The 14,615-nt window shown below is 63.6% G+C and carries 18 protein-coding genes; 12 read left to right on the forward strand and 6 right to left on the reverse strand.

The window, feature by feature from the left end; translation table 11 throughout:
* Positions 1-31: 31 nt before the first annotated feature.
* Complete coding sequence (locus B015_RS0122130; protein ID WP_018429927.1) at positions 32-916, reverse strand: NAD(P)-binding domain-containing protein; 885 nt, start codon at positions 914-916, stop codon at positions 32-34.
* Between the two features lie 132 nt (positions 917-1,048).
* On the opposite strand from B015_RS0122130, the gene B015_RS0122135 reads away from it, so the two are divergent.
* From B015_RS0122135 to B015_RS0122150, 4 genes are all read left to right on the forward strand, one after another.
* A complete protein-coding gene (locus B015_RS0122135) occupies positions 1,049-1,390 on the forward strand; it encodes a winged helix-turn-helix transcriptional regulator (protein WP_018429928.1) in 342 nt (113 codons plus the stop codon).
* A gap of 315 nt (positions 1,391-1,705) precedes the next feature.
* On the forward strand, positions 1,706-1,831 hold the full coding sequence (gene ykgO / locus B015_RS0122140; RefSeq protein WP_018429929.1) for a type B 50S ribosomal protein L36: 126 nt from the start codon (positions 1,706-1,708) through the stop codon (positions 1,829-1,831).
* 80 nt (positions 1,832-1,911) lie between these two features.
* Positions 1,912-2,493 (forward strand): hypothetical protein, encoded by a 582-nt coding sequence (locus B015_RS0122145; RefSeq protein ID WP_026227588.1) that lies wholly within the window; start codon positions 1,912-1,914, stop codon positions 2,491-2,493.
* Between the two features lie 137 nt (positions 2,494-2,630).
* Positions 2,631-3,680 (forward strand): alpha/beta hydrolase, encoded by a 1,050-nt coding sequence (locus B015_RS0122150; protein ID WP_018429931.1) that lies wholly within the window; start codon positions 2,631-2,633, stop codon positions 3,678-3,680.
* An 85-nt stretch (positions 3,681-3,765) separates the two neighbouring features.
* Here B015_RS0122150 and pyk read toward each other — a convergent pair whose 3' ends face one another.
* Complete coding sequence (pyk, locus tag B015_RS0122155; RefSeq protein WP_018429932.1) at positions 3,766-5,202, reverse strand: pyruvate kinase; 1,437 nt, start codon at positions 5,200-5,202, stop codon at positions 3,766-3,768.
* The gene (locus B015_RS0122160) at positions 5,199-5,663 is read right to left on the reverse strand and encodes a DUF1036 domain-containing protein (protein WP_026227589.1); all 465 of its coding nucleotides are present in this window, start codon (positions 5,661-5,663) and stop codon (positions 5,199-5,201) included. Before B015_RS0122160 ends, pyk begins: the two co-directional genes overlap by 4 nt.
* 266 nt (positions 5,664-5,929) lie before the next feature.
* Here B015_RS0122160 and B015_RS0122165 point away from each other — a divergent pair, with 266 nt between their 5' ends.
* The 3 genes from B015_RS0122165 (at position 5,930) to B015_RS31410 (ending at position 7,500) form a co-directional block, all read left to right on the forward strand.
* Positions 5,930-6,727 carry an N-formylglutamate amidohydrolase gene (locus B015_RS0122165; protein ID WP_018429934.1) on the forward strand — a complete coding sequence of 266 codons (798 nt, stop codon included), beginning with the start codon at positions 5,930-5,932 and terminating at the stop codon, positions 6,725-6,727.
* Between the two features lie 11 nt (positions 6,728-6,738).
* Complete coding sequence (locus B015_RS0122170) at positions 6,739-7,047, forward strand: DUF1244 domain-containing protein (protein WP_026227590.1); 309 nt, start codon at positions 6,739-6,741, stop codon at positions 7,045-7,047.
* Positions 7,048-7,239: 192 nt separating this feature from the next.
* The gene (locus B015_RS31410) at positions 7,240-7,500 is read left to right on the forward strand and encodes a DUF2312 domain-containing protein (protein ID WP_018429936.1); all 261 of its coding nucleotides are present in this window, start codon (positions 7,240-7,242) and stop codon (positions 7,498-7,500) included.
* A 96-nt stretch (positions 7,501-7,596) separates the two neighbouring features.
* On the opposite strand, the gene B015_RS0122180 is transcribed toward B015_RS31410, so the two are convergent.
* Entirely contained in the window at positions 7,597-8,496 is a 900-nt protein-coding gene (locus tag B015_RS0122180; protein ID WP_026227591.1) for a LysR family transcriptional regulator, read from the reverse strand.
* 121 nt (positions 8,497-8,617) lie between these two features.
* On the opposite strand from B015_RS0122180, the gene B015_RS0122185 reads away from it, so the two are divergent.
* From B015_RS0122185 to B015_RS0122200, 4 genes are all read left to right on the forward strand, one after another.
* Positions 8,618-9,028: a cupin domain-containing protein gene (locus B015_RS0122185; RefSeq protein ID WP_018429938.1), complete on the forward strand. Its 411-nt coding sequence runs from the start codon at positions 8,618-8,620 to the stop codon at positions 9,026-9,028.
* Between the two features lies 1 nt (position 9,029).
* On the forward strand, positions 9,030-10,019 hold the full coding sequence (locus B015_RS0122190) for an aldo/keto reductase (protein WP_018429939.1): 990 nt from the start codon (positions 9,030-9,032) through the stop codon (positions 10,017-10,019).
* Positions 10,020-10,135: 116 nt separating this feature from the next.
* On the forward strand, positions 10,136-10,873 hold the full coding sequence (locus B015_RS0122195) for an SDR family oxidoreductase (protein WP_018429940.1): 738 nt from the start codon (positions 10,136-10,138) through the stop codon (positions 10,871-10,873).
* Positions 10,874-11,160: 287 nt separating this feature from the next.
* Positions 11,161-11,823, forward strand: coding sequence for a TerC family protein (locus tag B015_RS0122200; protein ID WP_018429941.1), 663 nt, complete (start codon positions 11,161-11,163; stop codon positions 11,821-11,823).
* A gap of 79 nt (positions 11,824-11,902) precedes the next feature.
* Here the strand turns inward: B015_RS0122200 and B015_RS0122205 are convergent, their stop codons facing one another.
* Positions 11,903-13,363, reverse strand: a complete 1,461-nt coding sequence (locus tag B015_RS0122205) for an aminotransferase class V-fold PLP-dependent enzyme (protein ID WP_018429942.1) — start codon at positions 13,361-13,363, stop codon at positions 11,903-11,905.
* A 128-nt stretch (positions 13,364-13,491) separates the two neighbouring features.
* On the opposite strand from B015_RS0122205, the gene B015_RS0122210 reads away from it, so the two are divergent.
* Positions 13,492-13,962, forward strand: coding sequence for an Lrp/AsnC family transcriptional regulator (locus tag B015_RS0122210; protein ID WP_018429943.1), 471 nt, complete (start codon positions 13,492-13,494; stop codon positions 13,960-13,962).
* A gap of 1 nt (position 13,963) precedes the next feature.
* Here B015_RS0122210 and B015_RS31415 read toward each other — a convergent pair whose 3' ends face one another.
* Positions 13,964-14,530 carry an NAD(P)H-dependent oxidoreductase gene (locus tag B015_RS31415; RefSeq protein ID WP_018429944.1) on the reverse strand — a complete coding sequence of 189 codons (567 nt, stop codon included), beginning with the start codon at positions 14,528-14,530 and terminating at the stop codon, positions 13,964-13,966.
* Between the last annotated feature and the right edge of the window lie 85 nt (positions 14,531-14,615).

A 14,615-nucleotide genomic window follows, 5' to 3' on the forward strand; every position in this document is an offset into this window, starting at 1 on the left:
ACAACGCGACCAGCCTTGTTGTCCGACGATCCTATGCAGCTTTTCCAAGAAACTGCGACAGCGCCGCGAAGTCGCCGTGTACCTGGCCGGCCGCGATCGCCCGCTGGAAGATGAAGCCATAACCGTCAACCACGGAGCGGTCGATTCCGCGCGCATCCATGAGCCCCAGAAGGTGCTGGAATGAACTGTGATGGATGGCGATCGACGACAGCGTCTCCTCGTCGCTGGCAAAACGGCCGGCATTGGTGCGCTTGATGAGATCCGTGACGAGCCCTTCGACGACTGGTGCTGTCGCCGTCCACTGGCTGCCCAGTTCGCCCAGCTCGATCTCTTCGGCCTGGCACACGGCGATCGCATTGAGCGCGCCGAACAATGCCCCCCACATCAGGGCCAGCAGAGCGCTATCAAGCGCATTGGCTCGTCCGGGATCTTGTCCGACATGCTGGACATTGCCGCCCAATGCGCGAAAGACGGCATCGTTTTCCTGAAAGGCCTGGCTCTGCCCCGAGATCAGGATCGTAGCCGCATCCGTGCCGATGAAGTCGGGTGTCGCCATGATCGCGCCATCGAGATAGCTGGCGCCATGCCTGGCGCACCAATCGGCGACTTCGCGCGCGCCATGCGGCGTACCCGAGGTCAGTTCGACGATCAGCTTGCCACGGATGGCCGAGGCAACCGCGACATCGCGCAGAATGTCGGCTGTCGCTGCGTAGTCGCTTACATTCACGATGACGATTTCTGCGGCGGACACGGCGTCCAGCACTGAAGGCGCAATGACGGCACCGAGTGCCGCAAGCGGTTCGGCCTTGTCTCTTGTCCGGTTCCAGACGGTCGTGCGATGGCCCTCTGCCAGCAAGGCGCGGGCAAGGGCAGAGCCCATGCGGCCGGTTCCGACAACGGCGATTGAACGCTTCATTCCAACACTCCATATCAACTGGCGACGCGCCACGGCGCGACATTTGTCGCGACGTTGTGGAGGTATGCTGATATGGGCGGCGCACAATACGAACCTCGGCGTAAGTGGTCACCTGGCGGTAAGGAGAACACCATGGACAAGACGGCGGACAATGGATTTGCCATGGCTGTCAGGATGACCGAAGGCAAATGGAAGGTAGACATCCTTTGCGAGCTCGGAACGGCATCGCGCCGGTTCGGCCGGCTGAGACAGTCGATTCCCGGCATCAGTGAAAAGATGCTGGCGCAGCAATTGCGTGAACTGGAGGCCGACGGGCTGGTCGACCGGAAAGTCTATTCGGAGACGCCGGCCAAGGTGGTCTATTCGCTCACCGAACGCGGCACGGCACTCAATGCGGCAGCAGGCGCACTGTGCCGTTGGGGCGAACAATTCGGCCTTCCCTGCAATGTCGGGGACAAGACGGAATACGCCTGAGACGATACGGTCGCATTCTGCCGGCACGCCGACACCGGCCTTCCGATCGGAATCGATAGAATCGGAGACCGCGCCTGTCCCTCCCTTGCCCGGATGAGCGATTGGATTCCGGTGTGCCGGACACCGGCAAGTCCTCCCGCCGGCTTGGCCACGACCATTGCCGGCAAAAAAGCCGATCAATCCGCAGCGCAAAGCCCTCTCGCGGTTGACGGGCCCAGACTCCTCGTCTAAGAGCCAGTCACACAAATTTGGGCGCGCTGTTGGGCGCGCTTTTGTTTCGGCCCGGAGATGGGCCCCATCTGACGGGTTAGTGACATGAAGATCAAGAATTCGCTCAAGGCGCTCAAGGGCCGTCACCGTGACTGCCAGCTGGTCCGCCGCAAGGGCCGCATCTACATCATCAACAAGACCGCTCCGCGCTACAAGGCCCGCCAGGGCTGATGTCAGCCCGGCCGCCTGCGGCCGGAGCATCACGGCAAATTCAATTTGACGTTCCCGTGCGGGAGTTTAGACTCTCCCGCATGCGGAGCGTTTTTGCCATTTTAGCACTTGCCTTGATGGCAAACGCCTTGCCGGCTTCGGCGCACGCCCAGACGGCAGACAAACAGGTCGAGGCCAAGACCGAAAACCGGCTCGACAAGCTGTTTGCGGACCTGAAGCGCGAACGCAACGAAAAAGCTGCCGAACGCATCGCCGGCCAGATTTGGGGCGAGTGGAACAGCTCGGGCAGCGCCTCCATCGATCTGATGATGCTTTGGTCGCAGCAGGCCATCGACGCCAAGAAATATGATGTCGCGCTCGATTTCCTCGACCAGGTGACGACGCTGCAGCCCAAATATGCCGAAGGCTGGAACCGGCGGGCGACGGTCCATTTCCTGATGCAGAATTACCGCAAGTCGGTGGTCGACATCGAGCGCACGCTGCTGCTGGAGCCGCGCCATTTCGGCGCCCTCTCCGGCATGGCTCAGATCATGGCGACGACAGGCCACAAGGACATGGCGCTCAAGGCCTGGCAACGCGTGCTCGAAATCTATCCGATGATGCGCAACGCCCAGAGCGAGGTGTCGCGCCTGTCCGAAGAACTGGCCGGCGAAAGCATCTAGAGAAGCGAGCAGGGAATAGGGCGTAGCGAATAGTTGGCATGACGCTGGTGCGGCGTGCGCCGATTTTTGGTTGCCATTCGCCACCCACTGCTCACTATTCGCTGTTCGCCACTCCCTTTCACCCAGCCCCATCCCGTATGAACATCCTCACAGCGATTTTGGTCCTGCTCGTCGCGATCGTGCTTGGGCTTGCTGGCTTCACCCGCATCTCGGCCTGGCTGATCGAACGGCAGAACCCGCCTGTCGGCAGCTTTGCCGACATCGATGGCGCGCGGATACACTACGTGCACGTCCCTAGGCCCGCCGGCGCCGACCTGCCGCCACTCGTCTTCATCCATGGCGCCAGCGCCAATCTCAAGGACCAGATGCTGCCGCTCGGGCCGATGTTCGAGGACCGCGCCGAGATGCTGTTTTTCGACCGTCCCGGCCACGGCTGGTCCGGGCGCGGCAACGGCAACAACGAGACACAGGAAGGGCAGGCAGCAACCATCGCAGCACTGATGGATCGCCTCGGCATCAAGGACGCGATCATCGTCGGCCATTCGTTCGGCGGATCGATCGCGGCGACCTTTGCGCTGCAGCACCCGGACAAGACGCGCGGGCTATTGTTCCTGTCGGCCGCCACCCATCCCTGGCCGGGCGGCGCTACCTCCTGGTACTACAGCGTGGCGGCTACACCCATGCTGGGCAACCTGTTCACGGCAACGCTCTCGGACCCCGTCGGCCTCATGCGCATCGATGCGGCGACGACCTGTGTGTTTTCGCCCAACAAGGTGCCGGACGGGTATGTCGACAACGCCCAGATCAAGCTGGTGCTGCGCCCCTCGGCCTTCCGCGCCAATGCCATAGATGTCGAGGGGCTATACCGCCACGCGCTGAAGACGGCGCCGCGCTACCACGAGATCAAGGCGCCGACGGTGGTGATCTCGGGCGACGAAGACACCGTCGTCTATGAGGAAATCCACTCGGTGGGATTGGCCCGCGACATCCCCGGCGCCGAACTGGTGTGGGTCAAAAACCTCGGCCACAAACCCGACTGGGTGGCCCCGGACCTGGTGCTCGCCGCGGTCGAGAAACTGGCCGGCAAGAATGTCGACCTCAAACAGGCGGCAGCCGAGGTCGAGGCGCGGATCGCGGCTGACGTGCATGCCGCGGGATGCGTGAACGAGAAAGTGGGCGGGGAATGAACAGTAAATAGGAGTAGCGAATAGTTGGGCGCACCTGCCTGACCGACAGGCACGCATTCTTCGCTACTCGCTACTCCCTATTCGCTCACCTGCTGCCTTTGCCTTCCGGCCCAACATACGCGATGCGCAGCATATTGGTCGATCCGGGCGTCCTGAGCGGCACGCCGGCGGTGATGATGAGGCGGTCGCCGGCAGCGGCGAAACCTTCGTTGAAGGCGACGTTGCAGGCGCGGTCGACCATGTCGTCGAGATCGACGGCATCGGGCGAGACGACGCAGTGCGTGCCCCACAACAGCGACAGGCGACGCGCGGTATCCAGGATCGGCGACAGGGCGATGATCGGCACCTGCGGGCGCTCGCGCGCGGCACGTAGGCCGGTGGTGCCCGAGGCGGTGTAGGTGACGATCGCCGACAGCTTCAGCGTCTCGGCGATTTCACGCGCCGCAAGCGAGATCGCGTCGGCGCCGGTAGCCTCCGGCTGCGAGCGCTGGGCGTTGATGATGCCAGGATAGGTCGGATCCTTTTCGACCTGCTGGGCGATACGGTTCATCGTCGCCACGGACTCGACCGGATACTGGCCGGCAGCGGATTCGGCCGACAGCATGATCGCGTCGGCACCCTCGAAGACAGCCGTTGCAACATCAGACACTTCGGCGCGGGTCGGCACTGGTGCTGTGATCATCGATTCCAGCATCTGGGTGGCGACAACCACCGGCTTGCCGGCGCGGCGGGCAGCACGCGTGATCTGCTTCTGGATGCCGGGAACCGACTCGATCGGCATTTCGACACCAAGATCGCCGCGGGCGACCATCAAGGCATCGGACAACTCGATGATCTCGGCGAGGCGTGCGACGGCCTGCGGCTTTTCGATCTTGGAGAGCAGCAGCGCGCGGCCCTGAGCGATCTTACGGGCTTCGGCCAGGTCTTCCGGGCGCTGGATGAAGGACAGCGCGACCCAGTCGACGCCGGTTTCCAGCACCGCGTCGAGGTCCTTGCGGTCCTTCTCGGTCAACGCGCCGACCGGCAGGTCGGTATCGGGCAGGCTGACGCCCTTCTTGTCGGAAATCTTGGTGCCGGCGACGACCGTGCAGACGATCGACTTGCCGTCGGTCTTTGTTGCCTTGAGCTCGAGCTTGCCGTCGTCGATCAGCAGGCGGTGGCCTGCCTGGACCGACTTGAGGATTTCGGGATGCGGCAGGTGCACGCGGCTGGAGGTGCCGAGGTCGGGATTGTCGTCAAGGGTGAAGGTCTGGCCGACGGTCAGCTCTTCCTTGCCGTTGGCGAACTTACCGACGCGGAGCTTGGGGCCCTGGAGGTCGGCGAGGATGCCGATCGGTCGACCCACGTCACCCTCGACCTTGCGGATGCGGGCGACGAGCGCGCGCATCGAATCGTGGTCGGTATGGCTCATATTGATGCGGAAGACGTCAGCCCCCGCTTCGAAGAGCTTTCGGATCATCGCTTCGTCGGACGAAGCGGGACCCAGGGTGGCGAGTATCTTGACCTTGCGGCTACGTCTCATTGACCATTCGTTCCCGAGGCGGCCGTCGGGCCGCCCGTTGCGGGCTCATCCGTGAGCTGGACCATCCAGTTCGCCTGCTCGCCCGTATCGTATTCCTGGAAGCCGGCACGCTGGAAGCCACGCGCTACACAGTCGGTGACACCGGCAATCTTGAACTCTTTTTCGGCCACACACATGGTGATCGGCCCGTCCCAGCGGCCGCCACGCTCGGCATCTTCTGCATAGAGATAATAAAACCTCGATGACAGCGGGCCTTCGATCAGCGTCTTGCACGTCGAACCCTCGATGTGCCACCAACCCTCGGTGATCCATCCGGCCTTGGAGCGGTAGCCGATGCCGACGCCGACCAGGCTCTGGGTCGCATTGCAGACGCGGAAATCGGCGTGAGCAGGCGAAGCGGCAACGGTGGCAATCATCGGAACGGCAAGAAACAGGGAGAGCGTTGCGACGGTTGAGCGCAGGCGCGTTCCCCCGGCAAATCCCATCCCAAAGCCCCTCTTCGACATGTTCTGCATTTTCCGGTGCCCCTTTTCGGCAATGTCTTGGCCCATGTCAACGCGCGGCCGAGCGCTTATCCAATCGATTTAATTGCGCACGGCCTGCATGATTTGCTGCCCCAACTGGCATATTCGAAAAAAGGTTGGCAAAACAACGGCGTTAGCACATATCCCCACCTCAGCGACGCTGGTTTTCGCCTGCCCGCCGGCCGAAGGACAAATTGCCGCCGATGACGCGTACAGCACTTTTTGCCCCTTTCGACATCGTCGACGGCGACCGCAGGCGGGGCATCGTCCTGCTTTGCGACCACGCCAGGCGCGACCTACCGCAGGAATATGGCGACCTCGGCCTGCCGCCTGAAGAGTTCGACCGCCACATTGCCTACGACATCGGCGCCGAACAGGTGACCCGCAAGCTGGCGGCACTTCTGGGGGTGCCCGCGGTGCTCGCCAACTTCTCGCGCCTGCTGATCGACCCCAATCGCGGCGAGGACGACCCGACGCTGATCCGCCAGCTCTATGACGGCTCAGTCATCCCGGGAAACTATCCCATGACCGGGACGGAGCGCGAGCGCCGGCTCGACAACTTCTACCGCCCCTATCACGACGCTGTCGGCGCCATGGTCGCCTCGGTGCACAAGGAATCGGCAAGCGCGCCCTTCATCCTGTCGGTGCATTCCTTCACGCCGGTCATGCAAGGCCGCGCCCGGCCGTGGCACGCAGGTGTGCTCTGGGACATGGACCATCGCGCCGCCTGGCCGCTGATCGAACTTCTGGCCGCCGATCCGGCGCTCGTCGTCGGCGACAACGAGCCCTATGACGGCGCCCTGCGCGGCGACACCATGTTCAAGCACTGCATCGTCAACGGCTATGCCCATGCGCTGCTCGAAATCCGCCAGGACCTGATCGGCGACGAGGCCGGTACCACCGCCTGGGCCGAACGCCTCGCGCCCATCGTTGACGCCATCGACCGCCGCCCCGATATACATGAAGTCAGGCAATTCGGCTCGCGCACCGGGCCGCTGTGAAGGAGGATGAGATGGCCGAACTCAGCGACGACCAGAAGCGCGATTTTGAGGCCGCCGCCTTCCGTCGGCTGCTCGAACACCTGCGCGAGCGCTCAGACGTGCAGAACATCGACATGATGAACCTCGCCGGTTTTTGCCGTAACTGCCTGTCCAACTGGTACCGCGACGCGGCTGGCGCGGGCGGCGTGGAACTTTCGAAGGAAGCCGCTCGCGAAATCGTCTATGGCATGCCTTTTGCCGAATGGCAGGCGAAGTACCAGCGCGACGCGACGGACGCCCAGAAGGCCGCCTTTGAAGTGAGCCGCCCCAAGGATCACTAGCCAGCCTGCATGTCGGCTTTGCGAAAACCTGCCCCGGTTTTCGGGCCGATGTGGCGGCCGATTTCTCGGCAGCGTGGCAGCTGCGCCGCATAGTCCCCTTGACCCCCCGTGCATCATGAGGCATCGAAACCGCCGAAATCAGGTGGCGCACGACTCGCGCCTTTTTCCCATTCACAAGTTGCGGAGTGCCACATGGCCGACGAAATCACCGAGACCAGCCAGACCGTTGCCGCCGGACAGTTGCGCGCCATCATCGAGCGCATCGAGCGCCTCGAGGAAGAAAAGAAGACCATCTCCGACGACATCAAGGACGTTTATGCCGAGGCCAAGGGCACTGGCTTCGACACCAAGGCAATCCGCACGCTGATCCGCCTGCGCAAGCAGGACCAGAACGAGCGCGCCGAAGAAGAGACGATCCTCGACCTTTACAAGGCCGCCCTTGGCATGGCCTGAGCCCACGAGCTCATTTCGGAATGCAGGAACGCCGGCAGCGATGCCGGCGTTTTTCGTCTGGGGCTGCCGGCGTGCCGGTCAGGCCCGCCCCGGCAGCTAGGTCGCGCTTCTGTAGCGCAGCGCCTCGACCAACAATGCGAAGGCCGGGGAAGCCTGGCGGCGGTTCGGATAATAGAGATGGTAGCCCTGCAGGGTGGGGCACCAGTCGGTCAGCACTTCGACAAGGCGGCCGTCGGCGAGATAGGGCTGGGCCAGGTCTTCCGCGACATAAGCGAGCCCGAAGCCGTCGACCGCGGCATCCAGCACCGGCAGGATGCTGTTGAAGGTGAGCTGTCCGTCGACCCGAACGTTCAGCTCGCGGCCATCCTTCTCGAATTCCCATGCATAGATGCCGCCCGCCGTGGTCAGGCGCAGGTTGATGCATTTGTGGTTGGTCAGATCCTGCGGCATTTCCGGCGGCGAGCGACGTTCGAAATAGTCGGGAGAGCCGACCACCGCAAAGCGCCAGTCCGGCCCGATGCGCACCGCGATCATGTCCTTGCTCACGGATTCACCCAGCCGCACGCCGGCATCGAAGCGCTGTTCGACGATGTTGGTGAAGCCGTAGTCGATGGCGATCTCGACCTTGATGTCAGGGTATTGGCGCAGGAAGGTCCGCAGCTTCGGTCGGAAGATGGTCTCGACCACATAGTCGGTGCATGTGATGCGGACAGTACCGGCCGGCCGATCGCGCAATTCGCTGAGCGCATCGATTTCCGCCTCGATCTGGTCGAAATGCGGGCCGATCGCCTGCATCAGGCGTTCCCCGGCTTCGGTGGGCGAGACATTGCGCGTGGTCCGCGACAGAAGCCGGATGCCGAGGCGTTCTTCCAGGCCTCTCAATGTGTGGCTGAGCGCCGAAGGCGTCACGCCGAGCTTGCCTGCAGCCTTGGTGAAGCTCCGCTCGCGTGCAACCGCGAGGAAGGCGACCATGTCGTTGACGCTCTCTCTGGGCATTGCTGAATCCAGCTCACAACCACATGCAGATTACTCCTACTAATCCTGCAATCGGGTTCTGGCTAGATTCCACTCATCGAAGCCGCCGCTGCCGGCGAGCTTGATGAAATGGAGATTTTCAATGGAAATCTTGCGAGCAGGCTCCCGTGCATCCGGGAAAGGCCCCACCGACTGGTTCACCGGAACGGTGCGCATCGACCCGTTGTTCAACCCGCATATGCCCGAGCGCGTCCAGGGCGCCAGTGTCACCTTCGAGCCCGGTGCGCGCACGGCCTGGCACACCCACCCGCTGGGGCAGACGCTTGTCGTTACATCCGGCCTCGGCCGCGTCCAGCGTTTGGGCGGTCCCGTCGAGGAAATCCGGCCCGGTGACGTGGTGTGGTTCGCACCCGAGGAGAAGCATTGGCACGGGGCCTCGCCCAACACGGCCATGACCCACATCGCCATCCAGGAAGTCCAGAACGGCAAGGTCGTCGACTGGATGGAACAGGTCACCGACGCGCAATATCGGCGCGGAAGCCAGGGAGAGTGACATGCAGACGCGCAAACTGGGAAACAGCGGCCTCGAGGTCTCGGCAATCGGCCTCGGCTGCATGGGACTGAGCTACGGCTACGGTCCGGCGACCGACAGGCAGGCGGCGATCGACCTGATCCGTACAGCCTTCGACAAGGGCGTCACCTTCTTCGACACCGCGGAAGCCTATGGCCCCTATGAGAACGAGAACTTGCTCGGCGAAGCGCTGGCGCCGATGCGCGACCAGGTGGTGATCGCGACCAAGTTCGGCTTCGACTTCGGCCCCGACGGCGGCCAGAGCGGCATGAACAGCAAGCCTGCCCATATCAGGAGTGTGACCGAGGCTGCGCTGAAGCGGCTCAGGACCGACCGGATCGACCTGTTCTACCAGCACCGCGTCGACCCCGACGTGCCGATGGAAGACGTGGCAGGCACGGTTCGCGACCTGATCCGCGAAGGCAAAGTGAAGCATTTCGGGCTGTCAGAGGCCGGCGTGCAGTCGATCCGCCGCGCCCATGCCATCCAGCCGGTGGCGGCGCTGCAAAGCGAGTATTCGCTGTGGTGGCGCGAACCGGAGCGGGAAATCCTGCCCGTGCTGGAAGAGCTCGGCATCGGCTTTGTTCCGTTCAGCCCGCTGGGCAAGGGTTTCCTGACAGGAGCGATCGACCAGGCAACCGAGTTCGACAAGTCGGATTTCCGCAACGTCGTTCCCCGCTTTTCCGCCGAGAACCGGCAGGCCAACCAAGGCCTGGTCGATGCGCTGAGCAGGATTGCCGACGACAAGGGCGCAACCCGCGCCCAGATCGCCATCGCCTGGCTTCTGGCCCGCCGCCCGTGGATAGTGCCCATTCCGGGAACGACCAAGCTTCATCGTCTCGAAGAAAATATCGGTGCGGCCGCTGTCGACCTGTCGGCGAACGACCTCCACGAGATCGAACGCGCACTCGCCGAGATCGAGGTCCATGGCGACCGCTATCCGGCACATCTGCAGGCGCGGGTGGGCAAATAGCGGATCGCATTTTCCCCCACCGGCAGCTGCCGACATCGTCCGACATTGCGGCCCTGGCGAGGCTCGGTCGCGCCCGTCTCGGTCCACTTCCCTGACCTCCCCCGAAAGGAACAATCATGACCAAAGGTATCGAAAACAAGGTCGTCGTCATTACCGGCGCCAGCAGCGGCCTCGGCGAAGCCGCGGCACGGCTGTTGGCAGAGAACGGCGCCAAGCTGGTGTTGGGCGCCCGCCGCATAGACCGGCTGCAGGCGCTGGCGGCCGAACTGGGCCTCGGCGAACAGGCCGTGCTCAAGACCGACGTCACCGACCGCGCGCAGGTCCAGCGCCTCGTCGACCACGCGGTCGCAACGCATGGCCGCATCGACGTGCTGATCAACAATGCCGGCCTGATGCCGAGCTCCATGCTCGAGAACCTGCATGTCGACGAATGGGACCGGATGATCGACGTCAACCTGAAGGGCGTGCTCTATGGCATCGCGGCTGCCCTGCCGCACATGAAGACCCAAAAGAGCGGCCACATCATCAATGTCGCCTCGGTGGCAGGCCACAAGGTCGGGCCGGGCAGCGTGGTCTATGCCGCGACCAAGCATGGCGTGCGGGTGATTTCCGAGGGTCTGCGCCAGGAGGTGAAGCCCTACAACATCCGCAGCACCATCATCTCGCCCGGCGCCGTCGAAACCGAACTGCCCGACACGATCACCGACAGCGTGGTCGCGGCAGGCATCCGCGAAGTCTACAAGCTGGCGATCCCGGCCAGTTCCTTCGCCCGGGCCGTGGCGTTCGCCATGAGCCAGCCGGAGGAGGTCGACATCAACGAGATCCTGTTTAGGCCGACGGCGCAGGCCTACTGAGGCACCTGACGCCTTCCAGGAGCCGGAAACGATGCGGCGCGCAGCCATGCGCGCCGTTGTCGCATGCAAGCCTTGAGTTTCCCGAGCTCTTCGACTAAAAGCACGCCACCAGGCCGGGCCCCTCTGGCAGTCACCATGGCTGCGATGTCGGACTGGGAACCAATCCGGCGGCCTGGCTTTGACATCACCGATTTATTGCAGCGCTTGAACTGTATTCCCGCTCCTGTGAGCGCGACCGATCATGCCTGCGAGCCATGCCGCCCCCAGCTGAACGCAAAGGGTGCCGTATGACAGAATTTTTTACCCCGGAAGCGCTGACAGCCCTGTTCCAGGTCATCATGATCGACCTGGTGCTGGCGGGCGACAATGCCATCGTGATCGGCCTGGCCGCAGCCGGCCTGCCGAAAGAACAGCGCGCCAAGGCGATCCTCATGGGCATCATCGCCGCGACGGTGCTGCGCATCGGTTTCGCCGCCGCCACCACCCAGCTCCTGCAGATCGTCGGCCTGCTGCTTGCCGGCGGCGTGCTGCTGCTGTGGGTGTGCTGGAAGATGTGGCGTGAGCTGCGGGCCAACCACAGCCATGAGACCCAGGCCGTCGAGGCGCTGTCCGAGACCGATATCGACAAGGACGGCAAGGTTGCCGCCACCGCGCCGAAGAAGACCTTCACCCAGGCTGCCTGGCAGATCGTCATCGCCGACGTGTCGATGTCGCTCGACAACGTGCTGGCCGTCGCCGGCGCTGCCCGCGACCATCCGAACGTGCTGATCTTCGGCCTGGTGCTGTCGATTGCGCTGATGGGCGTTGCCGCGAGCTTCATCGCCAACTTGCTGCAGAAGTTCCGCTGGATCGCCTATGTCGGCCTGGTCATCATCCTCTACGTCGCCGGCGAGATGATCTATCGCGGCACACTGGAGGTATTGCCCTACCTGACGGGTCCGAGCACCTAAGCGGCTGCACGGCCAAGCACAGACAAGAATGGCCGGAACGGGAACGTTCCGGCCATTTTCCTTTCAGGGAGTATTTCAGCTAGACCGCGATGGCCATCTCGGCATTGCGGGGGAAGAAGATCGCGCGCGCCGGGTCGAAGTCGTAATGGCCCACATAGCGGGGCGCATCGCCCGCCAGCTGCGCCACCGAATCGAGAATGAAGGCGATCTTCTCCTCACACAGCAGCACGCTGAAATTGAGCCTGATGAAGCCGGGCTTTTTCATTTCCTCGCCGGCCTTGATCGCTGCGCGCATCGCCTCGGACTCGTTCGCGTCGATGCCGAGCAGGCGATGGACGTAAGGTCCAGCGCAGGCGCAGCCTCCTCGTGCCTGAATGCCGAAGCGGTCGCTCAGCATGCGGGTGACGAGCTGTTGGTGGACATGGCCGCCTTTGCCGTCCTTGACCCGAAACGAGAAGATCGGCAGCCGTGCCACGTCGAGCGAGCCCAGAAGCTCCAGCCGGTCCAGTCCGCGCCAGGCAGCCATCGCCCGACGGGTGAGTTCGGCATTGCGCGCCTGCATGGCTTCCGCGCCCAGCGCATCCTTGACCTGGAAGGCGAGTGCGGCGCGGATGTCGCCGACGACGTTGGGCGTACCTGCCTCCTCGCGCGCCTCGATGTTGTCGCTGTAGTCATGGCCGGTGGGCGAGACGAACTTGACCGTGCCGCCACCCGGCCAGGACGGCTTGACGGTAACCACCGCATCGCGGCGAACGATCAGCACGCCCGACGCGCCCGGACCGCCGATGAACTTGTGCGGCGAGACCACCAGTGCGTCGATCTCGACACCCTCGGCCGGCGTCATGGCGATCGGCAGATAGGGGCCGGCGCCGGCATAGTCCCAGACGGCCTTGGCGCCGGCTGCCTTGATGCGCCGGGTGACAGCAGCAACGTCGGTGATGATGCCGGTGACATTGGATGCAGCCGAGAAGGCGCAGACGGTGAGATCGGCCGGCACAGCGAGTGCCGCATCGAGTTCAGCGAGGTCGGGGCCGCCAGTGGCGCATTCGGCGATCTCGACGACTTCGGCACCGCTCTCGCGCCAGGGCAGGATGTTGGAGTGATGCTCGTAGGGGCCGATGATGACGCGAACGCGCGAGCCTGCGGCGACACCGTCAGCGACGCCGAGCAGCTTGACCAGACGGTTGAGGCCGGCGGTGGCGCCCGAGCCGGCAAAGATCACCGCATGGTCGCGGCTGGCGCCGCAGCACTCGGCGATCGCCGCACGCGCCTCGCGGCGCAGCCGGGTCATGAAGCCGCCGCAATAGGACGCCTCGGTGTGGCTGTTGGCGTAGAAGGGCAGAACCTCTTCGAGGATGAAACGCTCGATCTGCATCAATGCCCGGCCCGAGGCGACATAGTCGGCGTAGACAAGAGACTTGGAACCGAACGGGCCTTCGATCCTGGCGTTCTGGCCAACCAACCCGGCCTGGAGCGCGGCAACCGTGTCGCCGGCGAGGCCCTGCCTGAAACCCTGCAGCAAACCGGCGGTTGTGGTCATCTTCGCGCTCCTCTGACTGCGAAACTCTTCCAGATCGGAATGAGCGAGGATTCTAATCGCTATTCAGCGAAGAAACTTCATCGTTTTCTCGGGACAGACAACTGAAATTGTGTCATCTGATCGTGATCATGGAAAAGATCGACGAAATTGATCGCAAGATCCTGTCATGCCTGCAAAAGGACGGCTCGATCTCGCAGCGTGATTTGGCCGAGCGCGTCGGGCTGTCGCAGAACGCCTGCTGGCGCAGGTTGCAGCGACTGAACACGACCGGCCTGATCCGCGGGACACACGCCGACATCGACGTGGCCGCCCTCGGCTACGACCTGACCGTCTTCGTGATGATCCGCACCCGCCATCATTCGAAGGAATGGGCCGACGATTTCCGCAAGCATGTCGAGCGCCTGCCCGAGGTGATCGACTTCTACCGCATCGGCGGCGACTGGGACTATCTCATCAAGGTCGTGACCCGGGGCATGTCGGGCTACGACGCGTTCTACCAGAAGCTGATCACCGATTTCGACCTGGCGACAGTGACCGGCTTCTTCTCGATGGAAGCGATCATCGACAACCGCGCCGCAGACCTGAACCGGCTGAAATAGCTCAGGCGCAGAGTCGTTCGGGCGCGCCCGACGCGACGCCGAACGCCCGGGCAAAGCCCATCACCTGCCCCGTCATCAATCCGATCTGCGTACCGCAATCGTGCCCCTGATCGGACGAGTTGGCAACGACACCGAGCGGCGTCGGCCAGCCGCGCAGGGCATGCACGATCGAACGCAGATGCTGCAGCGTCGAGCCGCCGGCCTGCCAGCCGGCGGCGGCTGCGATCAGTCCGACGGCGCGGCCTTCGAGATAGGGCCTGACATCGCTGCGCAGCTCCTCGACATAGTCGAGCGCGTTCTTGACCATGCCCGACAGCGAGCCGTGATAGCCCGGCGAAGCGATGACGATGCCGTCCGAGCGGCGCAGCGCCTCGATGAACTCCAGTTCCGCCGCACCCGGCCTGTTGGTGCCGTAGATCGGAAACAGCAGCCGTTCGCCGCTGAAGGCCATCGTGTCGGCGCCTGCAGCCTGTGCTGCTGCCAGCGCCTGATGCAACAACCGCTCCGACGACGAGCCGTTACGCGTGGTCCCGCCGACCCCAACGATCAAGGGTTTGGCCATCATCATGTCCTCCCGAGGCAATGTGTGTTTCGGCTTCAGGAGACAGGCAACCGCTTTAGGCGGCAAATGACCTTTTCGGACGAGGCGATCT

The sequence above is a fragment of the Hoeflea sp. 108 genome, from assembly GCF_000372965.1.
In the GTDB taxonomy this organism is placed as follows: domain Bacteria; phylum Pseudomonadota; class Alphaproteobacteria; order Rhizobiales; family Rhizobiaceae; genus Aminobacter.